This is a genomic window from Brevundimonas sp. DC300-4 (assembly GCF_049897365.1).
Classification (GTDB): domain Bacteria; phylum Pseudomonadota; class Alphaproteobacteria; order Caulobacterales; family Caulobacteraceae; genus Brevundimonas.
In genome coordinates this window covers 1-24,673 of the sequence record NZ_JAFCWC010000007.1, presented here as the reverse complement: position 1 = coordinate 24,673, position 24,673 = coordinate 1, and the positions used below count along the sequence as shown (strand labels likewise).

Below are 24,673 nucleotides of genomic sequence, written 5' to 3'. Positions count from 1 at the left end.
TAACCGGGTTTTTGCTGCCCATAACCCGGCTGCATCAGAAAGCTCGCTAGTAGATGATCCGTCGTCGCCGCCCTTGCCGTCGCTCGCACATCTACTTAGCGTTGCGGGCACAGAGGGGGCTCCGCCAAATGACAGACCTGACCGCACCGACCGGTGTGTCCGATCGCATCGGCGAGCTGGACATTATCCGCGGCTTTGCCCTGTTCGGCGTGCTGTGGATGAACGTCGAAGGCATGGGCGGCTTCGTCGTGCCCCGCGAGGCCGTGCATGGCCTGACCCAGTTCAAGGTGCTGGAGGACGTGGTCGGCTTCCTGTCGGTCCAGATGATGGGCGGCAAGGCCCAGGCCCTGTTCTCCATGCTGTTCGGCTTTGGCTTCGCCATCATGATGGACCGCATCGGCGCGCGCGGCGGCAACGGCACCGCGGTCTATCTGCGCCGCCTGGCCGTGCTGCTGGCCATCGGTGTGGCGCACGCGTCGCTGCTGTGGATGGGCGATATCCTGAACGCCTATGCCCTGATGGGCTTCCTGCTGCTGCTGACGCGGCGCTGGTCGGACGGCTGGCTGCTGACGGTCGGCGTGATCCTGACCGGGCTGCTACCCTCGGGCATCATGGCCTGGTACCAGATCACCGGAGACGGCGGCCCGCCCGGCTTCGTGGCGATGATGGAGGCCGGTGCCGCCCGGCTGGAGCCTCTGGTCCTGAACGGCGACGACTACTTCGCCTTCGTCGCCACCAGCTTTCGCGGGGCCTTCCTCGAGTTCTTCACCGAGCCCCTGGCCCTGTCCTATTTCGGCTGGATCCTGGGCCGGTTCATGATCGGCAGCTGGATTTACCGCCAGGGCTGGCTGCAGGCCCCGGAGCGACACCTGAAAGGCTTCGCCGTCGTGGCCGCCACCTTGATTCCCGTCGGGCTACTGCTGCAGATGACGCGGCCGATCATGCGGTCGCTGGAGCTGGAACCCATGACTTGGGCCCAGCCGCTGTTTCGTGGCCTGAATCCTGCCGTCGCCGTGATCCTGGCCATCGGCTACGCTGCCCTGATCGTCATTCTATGCCAATGGCCGACCGTGCGGCGTCGCCTGTCCAGCCTGGGTTCGGTCGGCCAGATGGCCCTGACCAACTACCTGACGCAGAGCCTGTTCTTCGTTTTCGTCCTGTACGGTTTCGGCCTGGGGCTGCTGCCGTGGATGGGGCCGACGCTGGCGCTGGTTTTCTCGGTCGGCGTGTTCGCCCTGCAGGTGCTGTTCAGCCGCTGGTGGCTGGCCCGGCATAGGTTCGGCCCGGCCGAGTGGCTGTGGCGCTGGGCGACTTATGGCGTCAGGCCGCCGCTGCGACGCTGATCGGCAACGCCGCTGCCAATGACCGCTGGGTCGTGCCCCGTCATTGGCCCCACGTCAGAAAGCAGACATTCGACAGCCGCGCCGGGAGCGGACGTTGCCCGGGTCTCTTTCGGGGGGGTAGCTGACATTCAAGAAGTGAGGAGCCTTAAGAATCAAAATCCAACCACCTGCTGATCACATCAGGTTTGTCGAGTGCCGACGCCCGCCACTACTGACATGAGAACTATCCCGATGCCGGCACCCGACATCAGGCCTGACAAGAGATCGGTCGAGATGCCGAACAGCGGCCCGTGCGCCCAGCGGCCAAGGAACAGCCCAGCGACGATGAGTGCCAGACCGAACGGCATGGCTGCGTATGCGAGACGTGAGTTTCTGAGCATTTTCAAGGTATCCGTTTAGTCTTTCGCCCCCCTTAGCGGAGAATGGCGAAGCTGCAACACCGCGTTTGAGGTGATGATTCCAAGGATAGCTAAACGTCCGCTTTCGGGTGCCGCTATCCTGGCCAACGGGCTGCGCCAATGCAGGCGAGGGCGGCGGCAAACACTAATCAGTCGGTGGATGCAGTGCATCGACGATGCTCTTCAGCGCCACTACTGCCATTTCCGGTCGGGTCTGGCACTCACTGATGAGGCGCAGGCGATCAGGGCCGAAATCCGGTGTGATCCGGACGCTGGTCATGGTCCGCTCCCTAAAAAGTCGTGTCGCCGCAGGCTGGCGAAGCAGAACCCGGATATCGGTGTGGCGTGGATCGGCCTCAAGCCGACGCAGAAGGCCGTCGATCGCGGAAGGGCTACCTTCGATCGCCTGAAAGAACCAGCCGTCGCAGATGGCCAACGCGCCGGTCAGGCCGTCTTTGCCGTTGTTGCGCTGTGACACCGCGAGGATGTCGGCGATGATCCCAAGCGACTCGGTCGGCCCTGTGGCCAGACTAAAGTACGCCATCAGCTCCAGCTTGCGCATCAGACCGGCGCGCCCGCGCCAAAGCAGCTCCGCGCAATGCGCTCCGGATCAAAACCGCTGTTCAATGCAGCTAGAAAGAACGAGACACGGGCCGCGCCCGCCAACGTATAGCCCTTGCCTGAGCCGCGAACCACGCCTGGGGTCTTCGCCGTTTGTGCGAACCTCATTTCCACAGCCCGAACCTCTCTGAATCTTCGGTCCGGCACCGCAACCCTGGACAGTCCACCTGTTGAGCAGGACCGCTAACATTTCCACGCGGTCGAACGCCGCATAGGGATCTGCGCCCCGAATACTGGAGGCGCTGTCAGGGAAAACTTCCGTCGGCTCAGAAGCCGCTACCCCACGACTCCATCAAGCAATAACGGCCGACCGAGCGGGGTCAGCGTCGGCGCGAAAACGCCGAAACGCGGGCCTGCTGATCAGATACTGTATGCGCTTCTCTGCGGCTCGCGAAGGCAAGCCATAGGCGCTCAGTTCGACTGGAACGCCCTGCCACGATTGCCGATCAGCACCCAGCCGGCGTTCGTCGGCTTATAGCCGCCTTTAGGCTTGGCGACGGCCAGCCCCAACACCGCCAGCTCTGGCCCCCCGCTTGGTGCCGCCGCACGGGCGGGGTCGACCATATCGAGCAGGGCCTCGACGCGTTCGGGGTCGGTCATCATCAAGAGGTCTCAACTGAGGGCTGGAGAGGCGCGTGGTGAAGGTCCAGCTCAGCTCCATCCGCGTTCGCGGATGTAGGCCTCCAGCGCGGCGATTCGCGTGGCGTCCGACGGGTGGGTAGAAGCGAACTCCGGCTGACCCGACTGGCGCTGCTGCGCCATCAGACGCCACAGGGCCACGGCCTGCGACGGACGGAACCCGGCCGAGTTCATATAGTCGACCCCCAGCCGATCGGCTTCCAACTCGGCGCGACGAGAGTAGGGCAGCAACAGGCCGTATTGGGCCGCGATGGCCCCGAACGATCCTACGGTCTGCCCGCGCGATCCGGCCACGCCTTGCGCCACCTGCAGACCCAGATTGGTCAAGGCGGTCGAGGACGCCCGTTCCGCCGGGTGCCGGGCGACGACGTGGCCCATCTCGTGGCCGATCACGGTCGCCAGCTGATCGTCATTCTGTACCAAGGCCAGCAGGCTTGTCGTCACGCCGATCTTGCCCGACGGCAGGACAAAGGCGTTCGGGCTTTCGCTGTTGAACACCGCATAGTCCCAGCTGCGATTGCTCAGGCCCGCCGCCTCGACCAAGCGGTTCCCGACCCTACGGATACGGTCGACCGAAGCGCCTGTCAGCGCGGGGTTCTGGGTCCGAAGCAGCTGCTGCCAGGCCGCTTCGGATTGCTGCTCGAGACCGGTCGAGTCAGCGAGAATCAACTGATTGCGGCCGAGCGTATCGTTGTAGGCGCACCCTCCCAAGAGGAGGGTCAGGCTCAATCCGGCTGCAGCGAACGGGGCGGTACGTGTCATGGAGATCTTCTTTCTTCGCCGGGACCAAGACCGACGATCGGCACATGAACCCGGCGAAGATGGCAAGGGTTCCCGCTTCAACCCTCCATCAGGTGCTGTCAGTCAGCGAATTGTGGGTGCCGTTTAGAGGAATGGAGCCAAGGCAGAAAATAGCGGCGGCGCGAAGGACCGATGCTGGCGCATTGCAGAACCTGGTCCGGTTCCAGCGGCAGGTCCGCGTTTGGGCAGCCGGGGCCAATGTCCGCTATCCGGTCTGAGGCTGATCTGCTCCCCGGAAACTGGATCACTGGACGTTAGAGTTTTCTGCTGAGATTTCCCTGGCTGGGAAGGAGCGGAAGACCATGAAGGCATCAGCATTTTCGGACGCCCAGAAGGCGTTCATTCTGAAGCAGGGCGCCGACGGCGTGCCGGTGGCGGAGATATCTGCCGGCGGGCCGGAATCAGTCAGGCGACGTACTTCAATTGGAAGAAGAAGTACGACGGCCTCCCCTTACCGCCGGCCTAAGTTTGGGCTGACAGAGCCCTCCAGCGAGCTGTGCCGCTGTCGGAGAGGTCCTCATCACTAGCACTGGGCCGAACGTCCGGTTCTGGGTGCCGTGCCAATGGCTCATCCCGACCCAAAGCGGACGGTCACATCGGCGCTGATCGCATAAAATCCTCGTTCAGAAGCGCTCCCCCTGCAGCCGAGTGTCACGTAATTATCGGAAACTACGCGCCACGCGCCTGATCTCTTCGACTAATGCGCAATGTAGGAACCATAGGATACCGCTCAGCCAGTTCAGGTCGTCCTCGGGCAGCGCCAACGCCCGGACCAGGCAGCGCGGGGCGCTTACCGCCCTGTTCCGACTTGTGAGTTACGCCGCGTCCGCCAATCGCGCGCCGCCCTTATCTGCTTCAGCAGCTATGGCATGGATGCGTTTAAGCAGCTGTTCGGGGTTGAACGGCTTGGTGATGTGACCATCCGCGCCTGCCTCTCTTCCGGCGGCGATATGCTCAGGCAAGGCGTTCGCGGTCAGCATCAATATGGGGATGCGCTTGTCGGCAGCAGCTTGCTGAGCGCGGATTTCCTTAACGGCAGTCAAGCCGTCCATAACAGGCATCTGCATGTCCATCAGAATTGCGTCGAAGAGCTGTGTTTGCGCCGCGAGGACCGCCTGTAGCCCATCTTCGACACAGGTGACGTTTATGCCAACTGAGCTGAGAATCAATTCTACCACCCGTCGATTGGTGGGGTGGTCATCCGCGACGAGGACGGACAGCGGCGTTTCTTCCTGCCAGGCCGGGGCGCTAGGGGTTTGATCGCTCTCCCCCATCAAGCAGTCTGGGAGATTCAGGTCCAACCAGAAGGTCGATCCTTCGCCCGGCGCACTGTCGCAATCGAGCGTACCCCCCATCGCTTCAGCGAGACTTTTAGATATGGAGAGACCCAGCCCGGTGCCCCCAAAGTTCCGCGTGATCGATCCATCAGCCTGCTGGAAACGCTCGAACAGGGCATGTTTGGAGGCCGGGTCAAAACCCACGCCTGTGTCTGTCACCCAAATCCGCTGACGGGTTTCTACGCCCGCGTTGAGACGGATAGTCACCTGACCGAAGTCGGTGAACTTCACTGCGTTTGAAACGAGGTTGGTCACGATTTGGCGGAGACGGGTTGGATCACCCATTAGGATCCGATCCTGACTCTGGTCGACTTCAACCTGCAACCGGACGCCCTTTTCGTCAGCCTTTAGGCGTAGCAGCGCCGCCACGCTCCGCACGAGATCGCCCGAATGGAAGGGGGTCTCCTCCAGGGTTAGACGCCCTGCCTCAATCTTGGCTGTGTCCAAGATGTCCGAGAGCAAGGCTTCGAGGGTATCGCCCGAGGTGGCGATCAGGTTAGCCGCTTCCTTGTTCTCCTCCGACAGATCGGCCCTTTTCAGCATATGAGCCATGGCGACGATCCCGTTTAGGGGCGTGCGAATTTCATGGCTCATGTTGGCCAGGAACTCTGACTTGGCCGTATTGGCGGCGGAAGCTTCCTGCTCCTTTTCCCGAAGGCCGTCGGTCAGCTCATTAAGTTGGCGTTCCGCCTTCCACGAACCGACAGCCGATGACGCAGTGAACAGGATCAGAAGAACCATCGCGGTCAGCGTCTCCAATCTTGCGCTCGTAACGGGAGCGAGGAACGGGACCACAAGCAAGGTGGCGACCACAGGAGCCGCAACCGCGATCATATGCGCAAGGGAGCGATGGCAGCCGCGGACGATGTAAACCAAAACGCCGCAAAGCAGCGCAAGCGCGACGGCCCCACCATGCCCACCTTCCGACAACCACCAAAACGATGCGAGGGCCGCCCAGGAACTGGCAGCGATTGTTGAACTGACCAGTCGCAGAGTTCGGCTGGCGACCGGGTAGAGCCGACGCATTTTCTTGGCCGTCGCAACGCGCAGGAGGATTTCGCCGAGGGCGAAAAGACACATCCAGAGCGCCAACTGTGGAGCTGACATTTGCTGCATCGAAAGCAGGAAGACCGCTATGGCCGCAAACAGACGATCACGGAATTGGACACGCGTGGCGTCCGCCGTATCGTCGAACGATCGGTCAAGTCCCCAAAAGCTTCGCGTCACATCCATCCCCCGAAGACGAACGGGCGATGTTGGCGCAAGCGAATGAAAAAGCCATGAAAGTGGAGAAGGCTTATTGGACGAGGGAACAATCTCAACACGCCAGAGAGCGTTCATCTGAGGTTTCAAGCGTCCGCTTTTAACCCTAGCCGCATTCAGGAAGGTCTGCTTCCGCGACATGGCGGTGAGTGTCCGGTTTCAGGCCTGATGCCAGTGTCGTGGTCCGACCCGTTGCGGACATTGCTTGCGTAGCCGATGATCGCTTTATGAAACTGGTCCTGTGCTTGACCTCACGACGCGACACGCCGAGGCCCTTGAGGTCGCAAGGGCCTGCAAGCCGGAACTAGCTCTGGTCAATATCCGCCTCGCCGGTCGCGACGACGGCATCGAGCTGGCCGTGCAACTGAAGGCGCTGGATATCCCCGTGGTCTTCATCAGCGGTCAGATCAGCCGGGCGCGGACGGCAGCGACCGTCGCGATCGCATCCATGCCCAAGCCCTATGACGCCTACGAGATGGTGCTCGCAGTGGCCTATCTTCTGGCGCGTCTCGAAGGACCGACATCTTTGCCGCGACCAGACAAACTTGAAGTGTTCGATGAAGACCTTGGGTTGGTACCTGCCGGCTGAGGCTTGCCTGCCGCTTCGAGGAAGATGAACCGGCCCGCATCGCGGTCGTTCCCTAAAAGTTGGCGCTGGACGGTTAGCGGACCCCATTTATCACTTCCGCGCGGACCATGTTCGGATGTTCCCCGTGTAACCGGGATCATTCGACACGGTGAAGCGTTGCCGTGGTGAGGGCTTTCAGCCCCAAGGCACTAACAATCTATGGAAAAGAATCTGATCCGACTGGTTTACAGAAGCAAATCCTGCATTGCTCATGATGACGTGGCTGAGCTTGACGCAATATTTAAAGTATCGCGCCGAAACAATAATCTAGATGGCATCACGGGCGCTCTCGCGTTGCCTGATGGAAAATTCGTTCAATCCATTGAAGGCGAAAAGAGCAAGGTAGGCCTGCTCATGAAGCGCATCCGGGCCGACAACCGGCACGAGGACGTTACCGTTCTCGGCGAATGGGAGGTTCAGGCCCGGCTCTTCAGGGGATGGGACATGGCTCGGCCTGATCCTACGCCACTGAGCCAGCAGTCCTTCCGGATCGTCACCGAGAACGGAAGTGGGGCACAGGTGACAAGCGTCCTATTGGACCTGATGAGCAAAGTTGAACGCCGGTATGTCGTCGGGATGGCTCACTAACCTTCGCGATTTTTGCTTCGTTGGCCGCCGCAAAGGTCGATTTGTAGGCGTCCCCACGGTCGCCTATGGGTCGGACCACGCCATTGGCATCAGGCCCGAAATCAGACATCCATGCCCGATGCCCGAAATCGACGCTTCGAACTGCGGCTAAGGGTGGAAACGCGACATTGCGCCAGGCTTCGTCAGAGCTCTGAACACGCTCCCGCTGAATAATCTTCCAGACCGTACGGAACAAAAATAGGGCAGAATAGTTTGTGTACAGAGAATTCGAATAAACCGTTGATTTTTCCGTCTTGTTAATATTCGAAGTCTCAGGGTCTTTATTGGTGGTAGCTCGAGGTCCGTTCGCTAATTCGGACGAAATTTCCGGGAATTTTCCCGACCAGATCGATCATTCAAGCCTTTCCTACGTGCGTGCTCTCCGCTGCGTGAGAGCCGTTGCGCTCTGACACCGCGGCGGCACTTCGAGGTAGCTATGTTGAGATCGAGCCTGATAGCGGCTGCGCTGCTGGCCGTTAGCCAGAACGCTGCTGCCCAGCAGCCGCCCGGCGCGGGTACCCAGCTGCAGCAGATTCCGCCCGTCGCACTCCCCGGCCGAATGGCTCCGGATACTCGCATCGAGCGTCCGGAAGTCGCGTCGGATGCGGCGGCCGATGGGGTTCAAATCCGGGTCAATGCGCTGCGGATCACGGGTGCGACCCTGTTCTCCGAATCGGAGCTTGTCGCGGCCACCGGCTTCGTGCCGGAAAGTGAATTGACCCTGCCCGAGCTGCGCAACGCCGCGGCGGCGATCACACGCTTCTACAACAGCCGTGGCTACCTTCTGGCCCAGGCCTATCTGCCGGCGCAGGACGTCCTTGAGGGGACCGTGACCATCGCCGTGATCGAAGGCCGTTATGGCGCGATCGAATTGCGTAACCAGACCCGACTGTCTGACGGCGTGGCCCGCCGCATCCTCGACGGTCTCGACCCGGCCGATCCGGTCGCCATCGCTCCGCTCGAGCGGAGGCTGCTGCTGCTTTCCGATATCCCGGGCGTCATCGTCCGTTCGACGCTGTCTCCGGGCGCCCAGGTCGGCGCCTCGGACCTGACGGTCGATCTTGCCCCCGGCCCGCTCATCTCGGGCAGCCTTGAGGCCGACAACGCCGGCAATTACTACACCGGCGCTTACCGGTTCGGCGGCTCCATCAACCTGAACAATCCGACCGGCCTGGGCGATCTGCTCAGCCTGCGTCTGCTCGTCTCCACCGAAGGGCTTGCGTACGGCCGGGTCGCCTACCAGGCGCCGATCGGCGCCGCCACTGTCGGGGTCGCCTATACGCACATGCGCTATGATCTCGGGCGTGAGTTCTCGGCCCTCGACGCCGGCGGCACGGCCGACATCGTCAGCGTCTTCGCCAGCTATCCGCTGATCCGCTCGCGCAACGCCAACCTCCAGGTCTTCGCCAGCGCGGACGCCAAATTCCTCACCGATGAAATCGGCCTCGTCTCGCAGGTCTCGGACAAGACCATCCGGTCGCTGACCGCAGGCCTGCGGGGCGATTCCCACGATCCCGTCGGCGGCGGCGGCTGGAATACCGGGTCCGTCGCGTGGACGGCCGGCGAGCTCGACATCGAAAGCCCGCGCGAGCGCGCCGCCGACGCGATCAGCGCACACTCCCAGGGCGGCTTCGGCAAACTCCAGTACGCCGTCTCCCGACTGCAGATGGTCGGCGGCCCCCTGTCGATCTATGGCGCGCTGCGCGGACAGGTCGCCACCGCCAACCTCGACAGCTCCGAGAAGATGGAGTTGGGGGGCGCCTATGCGGTCCGCGCCTATCCCGAAGGCGAGGCCTATGGCGACGACGGCTATGTCGCCACCGTCGAGGCGCGGCTGAGCCTCGACCAGTGGACCTCCACGCTGCCGGGCCGGTTCCAGCTCATCGCCTTCGTCGACGCCGGCGAGATCGACTTCGCCCATGATCCGTGGTTCGCCGGCCCCAATCACGCCCGACGCAGCGGCGGCGGCGCTGGGCTGATCTGGTCCGGGCCGGACGACCTTACAACCAGGGTGACCTACGCCCACCGGCTGGGCGACCAGATCGCCACATCGGGGCCCGACGACGGCGGTCGGGCATGGTTCCAGATCGTCAAGCTGTTCTGATGGCCGCCTCGACCCGACATCCCTTCACGCCCCTCCCGACAAGGACGTTCTGATGACCAGACTCCATCACCTGAGCGCCGGCGCTTCGTGCGGAACGGCGGCGCGCGGGCGGCCCGGTCGCAGGCGCGCCCTGTCCGTATCTACATCCCTGGCCGGCCTGGCCGCGGTTGGACTGGCGGCGTCGCTGTCCTTAGGGTCGGCGGCCGAGGCCCAGACCCTTCCTACCGGCGGAACGGTCACGGGTGGTGTCGCGACCATTACGACCGGGCCTGACAGCGTCACCATCAACCAGACGACCCAGAACACGGCAATCAACTGGCAGAGCTTCTCCATAGGCCGTGGCGGCAGTGTCGTCTTCGTGCAGCCCAACAGCCGGTCCGTCGCGCTCAACCGGGTCCTCGGGCCTGACGCCTCGGCGATCTTCGGCAGCCTGACATCCAACGGCCAGGTGTTTCTGATCAATCCGAACGGCGTCCTGTTCGGTCAGGGATCCCAGGTCAACGTCGGCGGGCTGGTGGCCTCCACCCTGAACATGACCGACGCCGACTTCATGGCCGGCGAGTACAGGCTCTCGGGCTCCGGCGGCGGCTCCGTGGTGAACCAGGGCACGATCATCGCGGACGGGGGCTATGTCGCCCTGCTGGGGGCCAACGTCAGCAATGAGGGCCTGATCCAGGCCAACCTCGGCACCATCGCCCTCGTCTCGGGCGAAGCAGTAACCCTCGACGTTGCCGGCGACGGTCTGTTGAATGTGGTCGTCGACAGAGGCGCGGCCAACGCCCTGGTCCAGAACGGCGGCATGCTGCAGGCCGACGGCGGACGGGTCGTGATGACCGCCCAGGGTGCGGGCGAACTGCTCAGGACGGTGGTCAACAACACCGGCGTCATCCAGGCCCGCACAATCGGCGATCGCAGCGGCACGATCGTCCTTCTGGGTGACATGTCGAGCGGCACTGTGACCGTGGGCGGCGTCCTCGACGCCAGCGCCCCCGACGGGGGCGACGGCGGCTTCATCGACACGTCCGCCGGGACAGTGAACATTACGCCCGACGCTCGAGTCACCACCGAAGCGCCTCGGGGGATCAACGGGACTTGGCTGATCGATCCGGCGGACTTCACCATCGGAGCGGGCGGCAATATCTCCGGCGCGACCCTCTCCGCCCAGCTGGTGACCACCAATGTCGTGATCAGCACCATGACCGGGCCCGGCGCCAATCTCCCGGGCAATGGCGACATTCACGTCAATGATGCCATCAGCTGGACCGCTTCCTCCAGCCCGACGACGCTGACGCTGAACGCCAACCGCGACATCAACATCAACGCCGCGATCACGGCCACCAACGGCAATCTGGTGGCCTGTTGCGGTCGTGACGTGAACGTCAACGCAGCCATCACCACCACCAACGGCAGCGTCCTGCTCAACGCCGGGCAGAATGTGAACGTCTTTCACGCCATCACCACGACCGATGGCAACATCGCCCTGTGCGCCGGGCACGACGTCCACATTGACGCGGCCGTCACCCTGACGCGGGGCAGCACAATTCCGGCCCAGAGCCTGGGCCTGCCGGTCGGGCTGACCCTGATCTCGGGCGCGAACGGCACGGGGCCCGGCGTCGCTGGCGGCACCATCATCTTCAGTCCGCTTGCGCCGCGCGTCACCGTCACCAACGCCGCGGCGACGATCAACTACAATCCCGTCTCCTACGCCCTGCCGACCGACTACTCGAACCGCTTCACCCTGACCGAGGGCGCGACGCTGACCCAGCGCATGCTGCTATTCCCCGATGGCAGCCGGGTCGTTGACGGGACGACGGAGACGACGCTCTCGGGCTTCAGGACCACGACCCTTTCGGGTTTGCCCGCCAACGTGACCCTTGTCGCCGGCCCGGCCGCCCGCGCGACGTTCGATTCCGCAGTGGTCGGGGCCGACGTGGGCATCACCTACAGCGGCTACACCCTCGCGGGCGCCAACGCGGACCGGTACGCCCTGGCCGGGTTCTGTTGCGGGACGCCCACCTTCCGGACGCGCGGGACGATCACACCTACGCCTCCTCCTCCTCCTCCTCCTCCTCCTCCTCCTCCTCCTCCTCCGCCTCCTCCTCCTCCTCCTCCTCCTCCTCCTCCTCCTCCTCCTCCTCCTCCTCCTCCTCCTCCTCCTCCGCCTCCTCCTCCTCCTCCTCCTCCTCCGCCTCCTCCTCCTCCTCCTCCTCCTCCTCCTCCTCCTCCTCCTCCGCCGCCGCCGCCGCCTCCTCCTCCGCCGCCCGTGGTCAGCCGACCCCTGCTGCCATTTCCAACGGTGACGTATCCGACCGTGACGCCGACGCCGGATCTGGCGCTGGTGGTGGTCGATCGCGGCGTGCGGATGCCGGTCTATGAAGCGACCCCCGTGTCTCCGCCGGTCGTGGTCGAGACTCCGCCTCGGGTCGCCCCGGTCCCGGTCCCCGCGCCGCCGGTCCCGGTCTATCCCCGCAAACAGGATCGCCATTGATCATGGGGCTTCCGACGCGCGCGCCTGGGACGGCCCCCGCCGGCATGACGCCCCACTGGCGGGAATCCGCTCCCCGGTTTCCGTGGACCAGGCGCGGCTTCGCGGCGGCGGGGCTGGCGCTCGGGCTCGGTTTCTCCCCGGCCTGCCTCGCCGCCGAGCGCGCCTATGCCACGGACGAGCCTGCCGCCGCTTCGTCCGCCGCCGGCCAGGTCAAGACCTGGGTCCTGGAGACGGCCGACAATCAGGGCCTGCCCTTCATCATCGTCGACAAGGTCAATGCGCAGGTCCTCGCGTTCGACCGTGAAGGGGTTCTGCTTGGGACCGCCCCCGTCCTCCTTGGCCTGGCGCCCGGCGACGTCTCGCCCCCCGGAATCGGCGACAGCCCCCTGTCCGGCATCGCCCCCGAGGATCGCATCACGCCGGCCGGCCGCTTCATCGCGTCGATGGGCGAGAATCTAGGCGGCAAGGGTATTCTATGGATCGATTATGACACCGCGCTTTCGCTGCATCCGGTGATCACGGCCCGGGCGTCCGACCGGCGGTTTCAACGCCTGGCCAGCGCCACCGCGCTCGACAACCGGATCTCATACGGCTGCATCAACGTGCCGGTGACGTTCTTCGAAAACGTCGTGCAGCCCGCTTTCGACGGCACCGTCGGGGTCGTCTACATCCTGCCGGAGACGCGATCGATCGAGCACGTGTTCTTCACGGCGGCGACGGCGGCGGCGGACGCGAAATAGCGCCGTAGAGGGTGCTGTCAGTCCAACGCCAACTTGGCTCCAAGTGACGCATTATGGGCAGATGACGCGATGCCTATGTGGCGAGCATCTTCCACTCGGCCAGGGCGGCTGAGCGTTGGGCTTTGTATGTCTCTCTGCTGATGAGGTGGCGATCCTGATTGAAGTGGTTGTGGAAGGCGGCGTGGACTGAGCTGAACTTCTGCAGCGTCTTCATCTGCCGGAACCTCAGCATGGCCCGTTCTCGTCGTCGGAATGGCAGATGGGAGTTCTCAACCCTGTTGTTGGCCCAGCGGCCGATCTCCTGTTTGGCGGCGTTGCCGAGGGCCTTCATGGCGGCCTTGTAGGATCGCAAACCGTCCGTCGTGATGGCCTTCACCCGGCCGTGCCGCTTCATGATCTTCTTCATGAACGTCAGCGCCGCGGCCTTGTCCCTGGTCTTGCTGGCAAAGGATTCCAGCACCTCGCCCTCCTGGTCCACGGCCCGCCAGAGGTAATGCATCTCGCCGTTGATCTTCACGTAGACCTCGTCGAGATGCCACCTCCAGTGGGTGAACGCGCGCATCTTCTGAACCCGCTTCCTGCGGATCTCCGCTGCGAACATCGGGCCGAACCGGTTCCACCACAGGCGCACCGTCTCATGGCAGATGTCGATGCCACGCTCGGCCAGCAGGTCCTCCACATTCCGGAGCGACAGCGGGTACTTCACGTACATCATCACCACCGTCCGGATCACCTCCGGCGAGCTGTCGAAATAGCGAAACGGATTGGTCGATTTGGGCATGGTCGGGGAGGCTAGATGGCCAACGAAAGCGGGGCAATCGGTTTGGGCTGACAGAGCCCGCTGGAGGTTAAAGGGCGCTGTCAGGGAAACTTCCGTCGGTTGAGAAGCCCCTACCCGGGGACTCGATCAGGCAACGGCGGCCGTCCACGCGGTCGCCGCGTCGGCGCGGAAGCGGCGAAGTGTGGGTCTGCTGATCAGATGGCGTTGGACGTTGAAGGTGTTGTAGATCGCTGCGTGGGTGGTGAGGAATCTCTGGGCTGAGGCTTGGGATTTGAACCGCTTTTGCTGTCGTTCTCGTCGTCGGATCGGCAAGTGGGAGTTCTCTGCCCGGTTGTTCTCCCGAAGCCGGCCCGGTCGATGCAGATGCCTCAGGTCCAGCTGATCCAGAGCTGCGCCGTATGATGCCAGGCCGTCCGTCGTGATCGATTGCGGCTCGACCGGCTGGTTGTGCAACAGCCGCCTGAGTAGCTTCAACGCGGCCTCTGTGTCCCGCCGGCGCTGCACCACGAGGTCGAGGACCTCGCCTTCGTCGTCGACCGCTCGCCACAGATACATCCGCTTTCCGCCGATCGAGCAGACCATCTCATCCAGGTGCCAGCGAGGCGATGGAGCTGGCCGACGGCGCTTCAGCCGCCTCGCGATCAGCGGTCCGAACTTGATCGTCCAGCACCGGATCGTCTCATAGCTGACGTCGATCCCGCGGGCCGCCATCAGTTCCTCGACGTCACGAAAACTGAGGCTGAAGCGAAATTAGAGCCAAACGGCATGGCGGATGACGTCCGCCGGGAACCGGTGGCGCTTGAACGAAATCGACTTCACGAAATATGATTCCTGTCAGTGGCTTACGCCACAAATACCGGAGACCTTTTATCGTTCGCCTGACAGCACCTCGGCGACGGGGACTGATAAGTGATTTAGCAAGGGCGGTGCCAGGCGCGACGTTGGGAAATGTTTCGCCTTGCTGAAGTTCTTTAGAGGGCCAGGCGTTCCGTCTCCGCCGAAACAAGAACCACCAACCCGTCGGGATACCAGTGGAACGTCACGTCGCCACGGAGCCCCCCTTCGACGCTTCTGCGGGCCAATACGCTGCCGAAGCCCTCCCGCTCGGGTGGGGTCGTGATCGCGGGCCCGTCCTTTTCTTCCCACGAAAGAGCGAGGCGCCCCTTGGCCACCACCCACGAAACGCGGACGCGCCCGCCGGGGACCGACAGGGCGCCATACTTGGCCGCGTTCGTCGCCAACTCATGCATCACGAGCGCGACGTTCGTGGCGGCCTCGGTGCCGACCGCAATTTCCGGCCCGCCGATTTCGGTGCGTGCGACGTCGCCTGATCCCGCCAGTTCCGCATAGGGCGAGAGAACCTTTTGGATCAAATCGCCTAAGGTGGTTTCCTGCTTGGTGGCCGGGGCCGCTGAAGGCCCCGGCCTGATCATTTGGTGGGCGCTGGCGAGCGCGCCCAGCCGGCCTTGAATGGTCTGGGCCAGCTCCTTGGGCGTGGTCGCCGACCTAGCGCTCAACGTCACCATTCCTCCGACGATGGCGAACAGGTTCTTGATCCGGTGATCCATCTCCTTCAGGAGCAGCTCCTGCCGTTCCTCATGATGTTTGCGCAGGCTCACGTCGAGGAAGATCACACCGACTTTCAGGACGGCGTCATCCTCGAAGCGAAAGGCGAACAACTCCAGCGTCCGCCCCTGCGATGCCAGATCGCGCTCGAAACGGATCGGCTCTCCCGTCGCCATGACCGCGTCGTAGGTGTCGAACCATTCTTGGGGCTCGTCAGGAAACGCTTCTCGAATGGTTTTGCCGACGATGCCGCCGACACCAGTTTGTTTCTCAAAACCAGCATTGGCGGAGAGGTAGCGGAATTCGCTCGGCTCGCCGGCGCGAGTATCGAGCTTTTCGAGTGTGCAGAAGCCCTCGTCGATAAACTCGAAGAGCATCCGGAATCGCGCCTCGCTCGCGCGGACGGCTTCCTGTGCTGCCTGGCGCTCGGTGACGTCAAAAAAGCTGTTAATTGCCCCGGTGATTTTTCCGCGCTGGTTCTTTAGCGGACGGATATTCTTAAGCACGATAATCCGCGTGCCGTCGGGCCGCTCGACGTGCACTTCCACGTCCCGCGCCTCTGGTATCTTGCCACTCAACACGTCGGCCATGGGACACTGGTCATGAGGCATGTAACCACCGTCCGGCCAGAACATCTTGAACGCGCCAGAAAACCGCTCGTGATTATCCCCCGGCATTGGCGCGCGCCCCCACAGTTCGGCGCAGCGGCGGTTGAAATCCAGAATCACACCCGAGGCATTGCAAGAAAAGATGGCCACGGGACCTATCTCGAACAGGGCGCGATAGCGTGCTTCGCTTTCGTAAAGCGTTGCCTCCGTCAGCTTACGCACGGTGATTTCGCGCCGCAGTTTGGCGTTCAACTCTTCTGCGACGCGGACGAGTTCTTGCTGGCGCAGCGAACTGAGGATCAGCGCTTCGTTCATCGCGACCGTATTTTTATGCAACTGCGTGGCTCTGGTCACTTAGATCACAACCCCGACGAGACGCTCGTCCGTCGCCTACCCTATACCACAAACATAAGGCCGCCCCGGAGAATCGGGCTGGCGGTTAGGCTTGGCCGCTCCCTCTTCGATGGTCAGCGCGGCCGAGCTTCTATTTCGCGGCCCTAGCCTTAGACCTAGCCTTCGGCTCCGGAGGGGGTTCTGCCTTTTGCGCCGGGCGCGGGCCGGTTCGCGTGGGAATTCCGGTTGTCAGTCCGTCGTAGTCCGTGGATCGCGGCTGGATGACCATCACGCCCTTGTCCGTAATGACATATTCGCGGATGTCTTTACTGTGATTGCCGCCGCGCATTTTGATCACGGCCATGACCTTTCGAAGCTGGCCGTCGATTTCCACATAGCGCATCCTGATGATGTCATCGGTCAGGAACGAGATCGTGTAGTGGCTGAAGGAAAACCCGGTGAACGTATCCTCCACTTCAACGGTGCTGAGAATCGTGACCCCGGCCCCCGTCAAAGCCACGATCAGCCGGTAAAGCGACTCGCGAAAATCCTCGCGGAAACCGGGAGCCAGCGCCATCTCAAGACTGACCAGTGAATCGATCACCAGACGTTTCGCGCCGACCCTTTCGACAGCGTCGAGAATCTCCTGCATGGTTTCATCCACCGAGAGGTCGAGCGGACGAAGGTAGATGATTTCCAGGCGTCCCTTCTCCAGCGGCGTCTTCAAATTCAAGCCAAAGCTGTCAGCGCGATCAGTGTAGCCCTTCGGTCGTTCTTCGAAGATCGCCATGATCCCCGGCTCGCCATTGCGCAGTCCCGCAGCAATAAACTGCGTGGCCAGCGCCGTCTTGCCCGTCCCTGATGGCCCGGCAATGAGAAGGCTGTCGCCCTCGAGAACGCCTCCGCCCATCATCTCGTCCAAATCAGGAATGCCCATAGAAAGCCGCCGACGCTTGGCCGGCTTTCCAGCTTTGGAAATGAACCCCAGCGTGCGCGAGAATGCTTGCAACCCGTCTTCGTTGATGCGGACGGTGTGCAATCCCGGCACCGAACCCGACCCGCGCACTTTCAGGATTTGCAGTTTTCGCACCACGGAATTTCTTTCCACTTTCTGCGAAAGCCAGAAGAGGCCGTCAGCGATGGTGAACAGCGGATTGCCTTGGGTCTCTCCCTCGCTAAATTCGCCGACCAGAAATGTCGTGGCTTCCCAACTGGTCAGAAACTGGGTGAGCTGCTGAATGAACGATTGCATCTCCATTTCGCCGCCAGCGGCCTGCGGTTTGCGCATTACGGTGCGAAAGGAGTCCACCACCACGACGCCCGGATTGATTGCCGTGACATGCTTGATAATTTCAGCAAGGACCGCGTTCAAATCCTGATTCAACACCAGGTCGCTGAGATTGATAAAGCGGACGGCTTTGCCCAACTTGGATGCGTCGAAGAAGGAAAACTGTTGCTGGTAGCGCAACATTTTTATGGCGGGCTCACCGAGGACGGTGAAAAAGAGCGCGGGCTTTTCCGCCGTCGCGTTCGCGAAAACGATCTGATGCGCCATCGTAGTCTTGCCGCAACCGGGCATGCCGGCGATGACATTGAACGAAAATTCCGGGATGCCGCCGCCCAGGATGTCGTCAAGGCCGCGAACGCCGGTCGGCAGTTTGCGGATCGTGACCTTTTCCGGTTGCCCTGCGGCATTGTTTGTCAGTTTGCGGGCAGCCGCAGCGCTAGGTTTTTTTACCATTTTAGCCTTCCGGGGCCAATTGCAGGTCGTTGATGTTGCTCAACAACTGGAGGGTCAATTCGTCGCCAATTAAAGTCACCAGAAGTCCGAGCAACCGGGCGAGTAGAACAATCCCGGCGTTAGACATTTCTTCGGGACTCGCTTGGGCTTCAAATTCATTCAGATCTTCAAAAGATCCGTCCGCTCTGACATGCAGCTCACCCAGCCAAGCAACTTCCGCACCGGCCAGCATGAGTGCGCGCGAGAGGAGCGCGCGAAACCCTGCGGCGCCCATGAGTGCGCCAAAATGCGGGCCCAACTTATTTATGACAGCAAAGGCTGCCGTGGGTTTTGATTTGGCAGACGCGTTTCGGCCGATCTCATTGGCGATGAGACGCTCGGCGTAGATACGCAGCTCCGGCGTAGCTCGGTTCATTCAGGAACGTGCTCGAACGCGGCGCTCTTTGCGGGATGGCCTTGCGGGTGACCTATCATGTAGCAGCATTGAGCATCCAGCTGACTTCGTTGACATAGCGCAGTCGTTTCGGGACCGTTCGGTCTTGACCTTGCACTGATATAGCGTGGATGCCGAATCATGGTGCCGTCCCGAGGCGGACCATGGGCTTCAGCTTGAAGGTGGAAGGAACACCGTTACCTTTGAGGCCGAGCCGGGAAATCGGACAGGCGGCCAAGGTGGCGTTGACAGGTTAACCGGGTGAAGTCGAAAAGCGCCCTACCCGTCTCGCTTCAGTCAACGGCGGCCGCCCAAACGGTCGCGGCTTCGGCGCGGAAACGCCGAAGTGTGGCTCTGGGGACTGTCAGGGTAACTTCGCCAAGTCGAAAGCCCCCTAGGCAACAAGACGCCGATCACGTTGATGAATCCAGGTGACACAGCCAGCCTGTCACCCTGACTCGGGCCGGGAAACTCCAGCTTCGAGTGCTCCAGAGAATGGGGGCGGATCACTTCCCCTAGATGGAGTCCGATTTCGACGCCGATCCACAGTCTCAGACTAATGGATGTGAGCGATCTGACCTGAATATCAGCTTTTCGGCGTGGCCCTTTGTCGCTTTCGCTTCTCGGCCTCTGTCGCTGGACGAGCGATGGCCAGCGGCTCCCCCTCTATGGGGATCACGCTCATTGCTCGGCTTATTTGCGCTGCCAGAACCGTCATCCGCCGGGCCGAGGCAAGAGACTTTTCGATCGTCAACTCCTTCCACGGTAGCTGCCGGCTTGCCTTTCGAAGGCGTTCCCAAGCCGCGTCGGAACCTAACTTTCTTCATTCACGTCAGTCGGTTAACGGCATAGCGATGGGGGTCCGATTTGGACGCCGATCAACAGTCCACGAAGAGCCCGAAGTCGCCTCGCACCCCTTTTCAGAGGCCCAGGCCGCCCCGGGCACCGCGAGGCATCAAGTGTTGATCGGCGTTGAAGGCGAGCCCCCCCCCGATATGAACTAACGTATGGAATGCGCTTAATATTGCGGGGCGAGACGGGGTCCCGACAGACGCCTGTCAGCAGGCGCGCGAACGTATCATTATATAGCGAATTCAAACACCTAGACTACCACTCGATGGGGTCCGATTTCGACGCCGATCCACAGTTCAAGGATCATCGTCACTACCTGACGATTGATGGCATGATCGTCCGCGTAGAGCACCCGCAGCGAGCGGCCGTCCCCGTCAAAACAGGGTGCCGCCGGCTCCGACACCATGACCTCGGCGTTGCCGATCCTCGGCAGGGCCAGATAAGCGAAGAAGGTCGATCCCTTCCCCGGAACCGATCTCGCCGCGACCCGCCCTCCCATAATCTCGGTCAAGGATGCGCAGATCGCGAGACCGAGCCCGGTGCCGCCATATCGCCGGCTGACAGACGCATCCGCCTGCTCGAACCTCTGGAAGAGCCGGGCGGTAGTCGCCCGGTCAAAGCCGACGCCCGTATCGCTGACCGACAGACAAAGCCCCCGGTCCCTATGCCGCCGGGCGGTGACCTGGACCCCGCCGGTTTCCGTGAACTTCACCGCATTGCTGATCAGGTTGGATATGACCTGGGACACGCGCGTCCGATCGCCCAGATAGACCCCAGAGGCGTCGTCGTGGATCGTCAGTCCGAGCGTGATGCCCTTGGCGGCTGCAGCCGCACCATGAAGCTGAGCGGCCACCTTCAGCAACTCGTCCAGTTCGAACGGCGCAGCCTCAAACTTCAGCAGTCCCGCCTCGATCTTGGCGACATCCAGAATGTCGTTGACCACATGTTCGAGTGTGTGACCCGATGAGATGATCGTGGCCGCCATTTCGCGCCCACGGGAATCCGTCTGGCGGTCCCGCAAGAGTTCAGTCATGGCGATGATGCCGTTCAACGGTGTCCTCAGCTCGTGGCTCATATTGGCGAGGAACTGGGACTTTGCCGCATTGGCGGATTCCGCCTCCGCCAGAGTGCGGTTCAGAGCCGCTTCGTTGGAAGCCAGATCTCGAATGAGCCGGTAGACACGGAAGCCGCCTGTAGCCAGCGCGGCCAGCGAGAGGGCGACCATGATCGACAGCGCCGGAATAGCATCTACTAGCAGTGAGGCCCCCGGCCGATCCGGGGTCCAATGAACCGAGCCCAGCAGCTGCCCTGAACTGTCCATGAAGGGAACCGACGCCTCGGTCAGCTTTTCATCTGCTCCCGCCAGCCTTGGGGCGGTCAGCATCAGATCGGTTTCGAGCGAGGCGACGAAGGATCGAACCGAAACCCCTGACACGACGAAAGGGCTTGGCGTGCCCGGCCGGTCATTCTCGGCATCTTCAGAGACGACGCTGGAGACGGTGATGAAATACGGCTCGTCGCCTACCATCACGGCGGCTTCTCGGGTCACGACGGCGTCTAACCCATATTTGACGGGGCCGGCCGGCTGGGCATCGGCGCTGCGGCGGAGGTCGGCGACGATGGGCCTAGCTACTTCAAGCAGCTCCGCTTCGGTCTCGGGGGATGTCTCCTCGCTGTCGCGCGAGGCGTAGATGGCACGCCCCGCCCCATCGAACACGACGGTTACCTCGTGCTGCATATAGTCGGCGTAGTAGTCGCCGTAGTTGAGCTGCATCCATTCCCGGTCGCCGGCCAGGGTCTTGGCGTAAGCCTCGTTCCAGACACTTGCCGACAGAACATCGTCGCGAAGGCGCTTGAGGCGCCGTTCGACCCTGCGGTCGACCAAATCTGACTGGGTGCGGACGGTCTGCTGGTCGATGACGGAAGCGGAATAGGCGACCATTCCGCCGACGCTGATCATGAGCGCCGACACTGCGATCACGGCGAAAACCAGAATGCGCAGCAGCCGCGCGCGCGTTAAGGCCGATTTCTCTGACATGGTCCGCTCCCGGCGAACGGCGTCCCATGAGTCCTCTTAAAGGCAGGTTTAAGTCTGCGACTTTCCGTCGCTGCTCTTCATTGCGACAGCGGGTCCGGTCCCCACCCCAAGGCGATGTCCAGCGCGTCTGCTTTCTGGGCGCAAGCCGAAAACCGATGTCGACCCGCTGCGGACATTGTCGAAGATCACGGAGGTTTAGGGGAAATGCACGCAACCTGGCAAAGTGGGCGGTGTTAGGCTCTCGAATGAATGAAACGAGACCTTGATGTCGGACTCCGTATGCGTCTTCGTCGTTGACGATGAGGCTCTGATCCTCCTGACCATTGAACACGCACTTCAAGACGGTGGGTTCGACCACAAGTCGGCGATGTCGGCAGAAGAGGCGGTGACGCTATTTAGAGAGCACGGCGAAAACTGCCGTGCGCTGATCACAGATGTAAACCTTGGCGGAGAGCTGAAGGGCTGGGATGTGGCTCGAAACGCCCGCGAGAAGTTCCCTACCTTGCCGGTCGTTTATGTTACCGGGGACAGCGCCCATGAGTGGGCGGCCAACGGCGTTCCAAACAGCATTCTCGTGAGTAAACCATTCGTCGCTGCACAAATCATCAGCGCGGTTGCAACGCTTCTGAACACGGAAGTATCTATAATTTAGCCGCCAGAGGTGTGGATCGGCGCCGAAATCGGACCCCGTCGAGAGGCAGCCTAGGCGGTTGAATTCGCTATATAAAAACACGTTAGCGCGCATGCTGACTGGCGTCTGTCGGGACCCCGTCTCGCCCCGATATATTAAGCTCATTCAATATGTTATTTCATACCGGGTGGGGCCCCGCCTTGCACGCCGATCAACATGGCTGGATGAGAAAAGGGGGTCACGTCATCGTCTAAGAACCCGGCTTCACAGCTTTATTAAAGCTTCAAGGCGTTGGCGATCCAAAACCCGAACCCTAGCCCGAGCGTATCCGATAGCTCCTGAGTCCTTGAAACCCTTCATCATGGCGCAAACGGTCGTCCGTCGAACGCAAACCAACCGTGCGATCTCACCTTGGTTGATTTCAATCAACTCCCCTGAGACTCCGTGGCCGTCCATGGCGAGCAACAGCTTCGCAACACGCTCAGCGGCTGAGTCAGATGCATTCGAAGCGGCAAGCTCGCGAGCTTCGCAACCCGTGCACTGAAGCCAATCAATTGTCGCACGGCTGAAACGAGGGGCCCGATCCATACGGGCTTCGACGAAGGCAGTGGGAACCGCCAAGGCTGAACCGGCTGATGAGACGACCCACCTATGGCGGCTGCGCGACTCCGTCTCACCATTCAGTCCAACGGCTCCGCGGTGATCCACCCAACCGCCGAAAATCCGCGCGGCGCCGACCTCGATACGAATGACGGCCTTGAGCGGGAACCACACCTTGTGACCCTGGACCTGCAAGACGTCCCCGACGCGGAGCATGACGGGCTCACCCGGGAGTTCGTCCCAACCCGCCGCCGCTAGGAGGTGATTTGGTGAAACGTCGCCGTGTACTACAACGGCGGTCATAGCTGATCTCCGGTAGCGTCGAGGATCGCTATTTCTTGCGCGTCGAAAAAGATGCGCGCCGCCCGCGCGCTTCGATGGTGCTTCAAAAGGGGGGTTGCCTCACGCTGAGCCTCTTCGACAGTCTTAGCAGTCAACGGCTCCATAAGGGCCATCGGCACATCTTGAGGGTCCAGGTAGCAGAATGTCACGATAAATTCTCCAAGCCTACAAGCGGGAGTGTGCGGCGGGTGTTTTCAAGGTGATGACAAGTTAACCGCGCCAAGTCGAAAGCCGCCCTACCCTACCTGAAATTAGTCAGTCGCGGCCGCCCACGCAGAGGCCGCGTCGGCGCGGAAGCGGCGAAGTGTGGGTCTGCTGATCAGATGGCGTTGGTTGTTGAAGGTGTTGTAAATCGCTGCGTGAGTGGTGAGGAATCTCTGAGCCGAGGCTTGGGATTTGAACCGCTGCTGTTGTCGCTCCCGCCGTCGGATCGGGAGATGTGAATTCTCAACTCGGTTGTTCTCGCGGAGCCGGCCTGGTCGATGCAGGTGGCGCAGATCGAGTTGTTCGAGCGCCGCGCCATATGAGGTCAGGCCGTCCGTCGTAATTGTCTGCGGCTCGACCGGCTGGCTGTGCAGGAGCCGCCTGAGCAGCCTCAACGCCGCGTCCGTATCCCGCCGGCGCTGGACCAGGACGTCGAGGACCTCGCCTTCGTCATCGACCGCGCGCCACAGGTACATCCGCTTTCCGCCGATCCGGCAGACCATCTCGTCGAGATGCCAGCGCGGCGTCGGGGGCCACCGTCGCTTCCTCAAACGTCGGGCAATCATCGGTCCGAACTTGATCGTCCAGCACCGGATCGTCTCGTAGCTGACGTCGATCCCGCGCTGCGCCATCAGCTCCTCGACGTCGCGAAAACTCAGGCTGAAGCGAAAGTAGAGCCACACGGCGTGGCGGATGACATCCGCCGGGAACCGGTGGCGCTTGAACGAAATCGACTTCACGAAACATCATCTCCGCCAGCGGCTTACGCCACAAATACCGGAGAACTTTTATCGTTCGCCTGACAGCACCAGTAATCCTTCTATGGGCCAGGGTCGCCATCCGACGAGCCGTTGTGGTCTCAGCAAGCTTAGATCCTTCTATTTAACACAAATCGCTCAGTAATCAAAATAGGCCCATACGCGGTCGCTCAACACGTATTGTGTCGCTTATTTTGAATTACAGACGTGATGCTGCCTGGAATTCCCGCTCGACTGTCGCGGGCAACGAAGCATTGGTGTGTCATGGCCCGCGACGCGGGCTCTCCTCGGTACCGGCGCATCCCGCGCCGCTGTCGAGGACCCATGATGACTGCATCCACCCAAACCGCCCGCGCCTCAAAATCCGTGAGCCCGTCTCCCCGCGTGAAGCGCGTCACCAAGCGAACAGCGCCCTCCGCACCGCCGATCGAGGCGCTGGAGGCTGACGCGCCGCAGCCTGCCGAACCTGCGCCGGTGCCCAGCCTGCCCAGGCCGCCTGCCGGCAAACTCGGGATCGTGGTCGATCTGCTGCGCCGGCCCGAGGGCGCGACCTTGGCGCAGATCAGCACGGCGACCGCCTGGCAGCCGCACTCGGTGCGCGGCGCCATGGCCGGGGCGCTGAAGAAGAAGCACGGCCTGAGCATCATCTCTGAGCCTGCCGAGGGCGGCCGGGTCTATTGAACCGCCCCGGGTTTGCCGGAGGCCATTTGGCTTAAGTTAGGCGGCCAGGGGCTGTTCGGCTAGCATGGCATAGTAGGCAGCTTCGGCTTCGGCTGGCGGGATATGGCCTATGGGCT

Annotated in this window: 19 protein-coding genes and 2 pseudogenes; 9 read left to right on the top strand and 12 right to left on the bottom strand. The window is 62.1% G+C overall.

Annotated elements, in window-relative coordinates:
* Positions 1–128 precede the first annotated feature (128 nt).
* Positions 129–1,343 (top strand): DUF418 domain-containing protein, encoded by a 1,215-nt coding sequence (locus tag ACP7AZ_RS12050; protein ID WP_426038893.1) that lies wholly within the window; start codon positions 129–131, stop codon positions 1,341–1,343.
* A 543-nt stretch (positions 1,344–1,886) separates the two neighbouring features.
* On the opposite strand, the gene ACP7AZ_RS12045 is transcribed toward ACP7AZ_RS12050, so the two are convergent.
* The 3 genes from ACP7AZ_RS12045 to ACP7AZ_RS12035 all read right to left on the bottom strand — a co-directional run bounded on the left by ACP7AZ_RS12045 (position 1,887) and on the right by ACP7AZ_RS12035 (position 3,763).
* Positions 1,887–2,303 (bottom strand): BLUF domain-containing protein, encoded by a 417-nt coding sequence (locus tag ACP7AZ_RS12045; protein ID WP_426038892.1) that lies wholly within the window; start codon positions 2,301–2,303, stop codon positions 1,887–1,889.
* A 470-nt stretch (positions 2,304–2,773) separates the two neighbouring features.
* Positions 2,774–2,965 carry a hypothetical protein gene (locus tag ACP7AZ_RS12040; protein WP_426038891.1) on the bottom strand — a complete coding sequence of 64 codons (192 nt, stop codon included), beginning with the start codon at positions 2,963–2,965 and terminating at the stop codon, positions 2,774–2,776.
* A 48-nt stretch (positions 2,966–3,013) separates the two neighbouring features.
* Positions 3,014–3,763: a M48 family metallopeptidase gene (locus ACP7AZ_RS12035; RefSeq protein ID WP_426038890.1), complete on the bottom strand. Its 750-nt coding sequence runs from the start codon at positions 3,761–3,763 to the stop codon at positions 3,014–3,016.
* A 341-nt stretch (positions 3,764–4,104) separates the two neighbouring features.
* Between ACP7AZ_RS12035 and ACP7AZ_RS12030 the strand changes: the two are divergent.
* A pseudogene (locus tag ACP7AZ_RS12030) lies at positions 4,105–4,262 on the top strand (transposase); the annotation flags it as partial.
* Positions 4,263–4,617: 355 nt separating this feature from the next.
* Here ACP7AZ_RS12030 and ACP7AZ_RS12025 read toward each other — a convergent pair.
* Positions 4,618–6,480, bottom strand: a complete 1,863-nt coding sequence (locus ACP7AZ_RS12025; RefSeq protein WP_426038889.1) for an ATP-binding protein — start codon at positions 6,478–6,480, stop codon at positions 4,618–4,620.
* A gap of 163 nt (positions 6,481–6,643) precedes the next feature.
* Between ACP7AZ_RS12025 and ACP7AZ_RS12020 the strand changes: the two genes are divergently transcribed.
* The 5 genes from ACP7AZ_RS12020 to ACP7AZ_RS12000 all read left to right on the top strand — a co-directional run bounded on the left by ACP7AZ_RS12020 (position 6,644) and on the right by ACP7AZ_RS12000 (position 12,989).
* Positions 6,644–6,991 (top strand): hypothetical protein, encoded by a 348-nt coding sequence (locus tag ACP7AZ_RS12020; protein ID WP_426038888.1) that lies wholly within the window; start codon positions 6,644–6,646, stop codon positions 6,989–6,991.
* Between the two features lie 198 nt (positions 6,992–7,189).
* A complete protein-coding gene (locus tag ACP7AZ_RS12015; RefSeq protein WP_426038887.1) occupies positions 7,190–7,618 on the top strand; it encodes a BLUF domain-containing protein in 429 nt (142 codons plus the stop codon).
* A gap of 475 nt (positions 7,619–8,093) precedes the next feature.
* The gene (locus tag ACP7AZ_RS12010; RefSeq protein WP_426038886.1) at positions 8,094–9,761 is read left to right on the top strand and encodes a ShlB/FhaC/HecB family hemolysin secretion/activation protein; all 1,668 of its coding nucleotides are present in this window, start codon (positions 8,094–8,096) and stop codon (positions 9,759–9,761) included.
* A gap of 52 nt (positions 9,762–9,813) precedes the next feature.
* Entirely contained in the window at positions 9,814–12,249 is a 2,436-nt protein-coding gene (locus ACP7AZ_RS12005; RefSeq protein ID WP_426038885.1) for a filamentous hemagglutinin N-terminal domain-containing protein, read from the top strand.
* A 2-nt stretch (positions 12,250–12,251) separates the two neighbouring features.
* Positions 12,252–12,989 carry a L,D-transpeptidase gene (locus ACP7AZ_RS12000; protein WP_426038884.1) on the top strand — a complete coding sequence of 246 codons (738 nt, stop codon included), beginning with the start codon at positions 12,252–12,254 and terminating at the stop codon, positions 12,987–12,989.
* Between the two features lie 73 nt (positions 12,990–13,062).
* On the opposite strand, the gene ACP7AZ_RS11995 is transcribed toward ACP7AZ_RS12000, so the two are convergent.
* From ACP7AZ_RS11995 to ACP7AZ_RS11970, 6 genes and pseudogenes are all read right to left on the bottom strand, one after another.
* Positions 13,063–13,770 carry an IS6 family transposase gene (locus ACP7AZ_RS11995; RefSeq protein WP_426038883.1) on the bottom strand — a complete coding sequence of 236 codons (708 nt, stop codon included), beginning with the start codon at positions 13,768–13,770 and terminating at the stop codon, positions 13,063–13,065.
* A 126-nt stretch (positions 13,771–13,896) separates the two neighbouring features.
* Positions 13,897–14,589, bottom strand: a pseudogene (locus ACP7AZ_RS11990) (IS6 family transposase).
* 152 nt (positions 14,590–14,741) lie between these two features.
* Entirely contained in the window at positions 14,742–16,298 is a 1,557-nt protein-coding gene (locus ACP7AZ_RS11985; RefSeq protein WP_426038882.1) for a sensor histidine kinase, read from the bottom strand.
* Between the two features lie 130 nt (positions 16,299–16,428).
* Positions 16,429–18,018: an RAD55 family ATPase gene (locus tag ACP7AZ_RS11980; protein ID WP_426038881.1), complete on the bottom strand. Its 1,590-nt coding sequence runs from the start codon at positions 18,016–18,018 to the stop codon at positions 16,429–16,431.
* A gap of 1 nt (position 18,019) precedes the next feature.
* Positions 18,020–18,433, bottom strand: a complete 414-nt coding sequence (locus ACP7AZ_RS11975; protein ID WP_426038880.1) for a hypothetical protein — start codon at positions 18,431–18,433, stop codon at positions 18,020–18,022.
* A gap of 1,120 nt (positions 18,434–19,553) precedes the next feature.
* Positions 19,554–21,341: an ATP-binding protein gene (locus ACP7AZ_RS11970; RefSeq protein WP_426038879.1), complete on the bottom strand. Its 1,788-nt coding sequence runs from the start codon at positions 21,339–21,341 to the stop codon at positions 19,554–19,556.
* Between the two features lie 265 nt (positions 21,342–21,606).
* Here ACP7AZ_RS11970 and ACP7AZ_RS11965 point away from each other — a divergent pair, with 265 nt between their 5' ends.
* Positions 21,607–21,993 carry a response regulator gene (locus ACP7AZ_RS11965; RefSeq protein ID WP_426038878.1) on the top strand — a complete coding sequence of 129 codons (387 nt, stop codon included), beginning with the start codon at positions 21,607–21,609 and terminating at the stop codon, positions 21,991–21,993.
* Positions 21,994–22,236: 243 nt separating this feature from the next.
* On the opposite strand, the gene ACP7AZ_RS11960 is transcribed toward ACP7AZ_RS11965, so the two are convergent.
* On the bottom strand, positions 22,237–22,560 hold the full coding sequence (locus ACP7AZ_RS11960) for a helix-turn-helix domain-containing protein (RefSeq protein WP_426038986.1): 324 nt from the start codon (positions 22,558–22,560) through the stop codon (positions 22,237–22,239).
* A gap of 605 nt (positions 22,561–23,165) precedes the next feature.
* Positions 23,166–23,858 (bottom strand): IS6 family transposase, encoded by a 693-nt coding sequence (locus ACP7AZ_RS11955; protein WP_426038877.1) that lies wholly within the window; start codon positions 23,856–23,858, stop codon positions 23,166–23,168.
* Between the two features lie 342 nt (positions 23,859–24,200).
* On the opposite strand from ACP7AZ_RS11955, the gene ACP7AZ_RS11950 reads away from it, so the two are divergent.
* Positions 24,201–24,557 (top strand): DUF3489 domain-containing protein, encoded by a 357-nt coding sequence (locus ACP7AZ_RS11950; protein WP_426038876.1) that lies wholly within the window; start codon positions 24,201–24,203, stop codon positions 24,555–24,557.
* Positions 24,558–24,673 lie beyond the last annotated feature (116 nt).

Excerpts from the sequence above, each read along its gene's own strand:
- ACP7AZ_RS12050 (WP_426038893.1), top strand. The coding sequence starts at position 129 with ATGACAGACCTGACCGCACCGACCGGTGTGTCCGATCGCATCGGCGAG.
- ACP7AZ_RS12045 (WP_426038892.1), bottom strand. The coding sequence starts at position 2,303 with ATGCGCAAGCTGGAGCTGATGGCGTACTTTAGTCTGGCCACAGGGCCG.
- ACP7AZ_RS12040 (WP_426038891.1), bottom strand. The coding sequence starts at position 2,965 with ATGATGACCGACCCCGAACGCGTCGAGGCCCTGCTCGATATGGTCGAC.
- ACP7AZ_RS12035 (WP_426038890.1), bottom strand. The coding sequence starts at position 3,763 with ATGACACGTACCGCCCCGTTCGCTGCAGCCGGATTGAGCCTGACCCTC.
- ACP7AZ_RS12025 (WP_426038889.1), bottom strand. The coding sequence starts at position 6,480 with ATGAACGCTCTCTGGCGTGTTGAGATTGTTCCCTCGTCCAATAAGCCT.
- ACP7AZ_RS12015 (WP_426038887.1), top strand. The coding sequence starts at position 7,190 with ATGGAAAAGAATCTGATCCGACTGGTTTACAGAAGCAAATCCTGCATT.
- ACP7AZ_RS12010 (WP_426038886.1), top strand. The coding sequence starts at position 8,094 with ATGTTGAGATCGAGCCTGATAGCGGCTGCGCTGCTGGCCGTTAGCCAG.
- ACP7AZ_RS12005 (WP_426038885.1), top strand. The coding sequence starts at position 9,814 with ATGACCAGACTCCATCACCTGAGCGCCGGCGCTTCGTGCGGAACGGCG.
- ACP7AZ_RS12000 (WP_426038884.1), top strand. The coding sequence starts at position 12,252 with ATGGGGCTTCCGACGCGCGCGCCTGGGACGGCCCCCGCCGGCATGACG.
- ACP7AZ_RS11995 (WP_426038883.1), bottom strand. The coding sequence starts at position 13,770 with ATGCCCAAATCGACCAATCCGTTTCGCTATTTCGACAGCTCGCCGGAG.
- ACP7AZ_RS11980 (WP_426038881.1), bottom strand. The coding sequence starts at position 18,018 with ATGGTAAAAAAACCTAGCGCTGCGGCTGCCCGCAAACTGACAAACAAT.
- ACP7AZ_RS11975 (WP_426038880.1), bottom strand. The coding sequence starts at position 18,433 with ATGAACCGAGCTACGCCGGAGCTGCGTATCTACGCCGAGCGTCTCATC.
- ACP7AZ_RS11970 (WP_426038879.1), bottom strand. The coding sequence starts at position 21,341 with ATGTCAGAGAAATCGGCCTTAACGCGCGCGCGGCTGCTGCGCATTCTG.
- ACP7AZ_RS11965 (WP_426038878.1), top strand. The coding sequence starts at position 21,607 with ATGTCGGACTCCGTATGCGTCTTCGTCGTTGACGATGAGGCTCTGATC.
- ACP7AZ_RS11960 (WP_426038986.1), bottom strand. The coding sequence starts at position 22,560 with ATGGATCGGGCCCCTCGTTTCAGCCGTGCGACAATTGATTGGCTTCAG.
- ACP7AZ_RS11950 (WP_426038876.1), top strand. The coding sequence starts at position 24,201 with ATGATGACTGCATCCACCCAAACCGCCCGCGCCTCAAAATCCGTGAGC.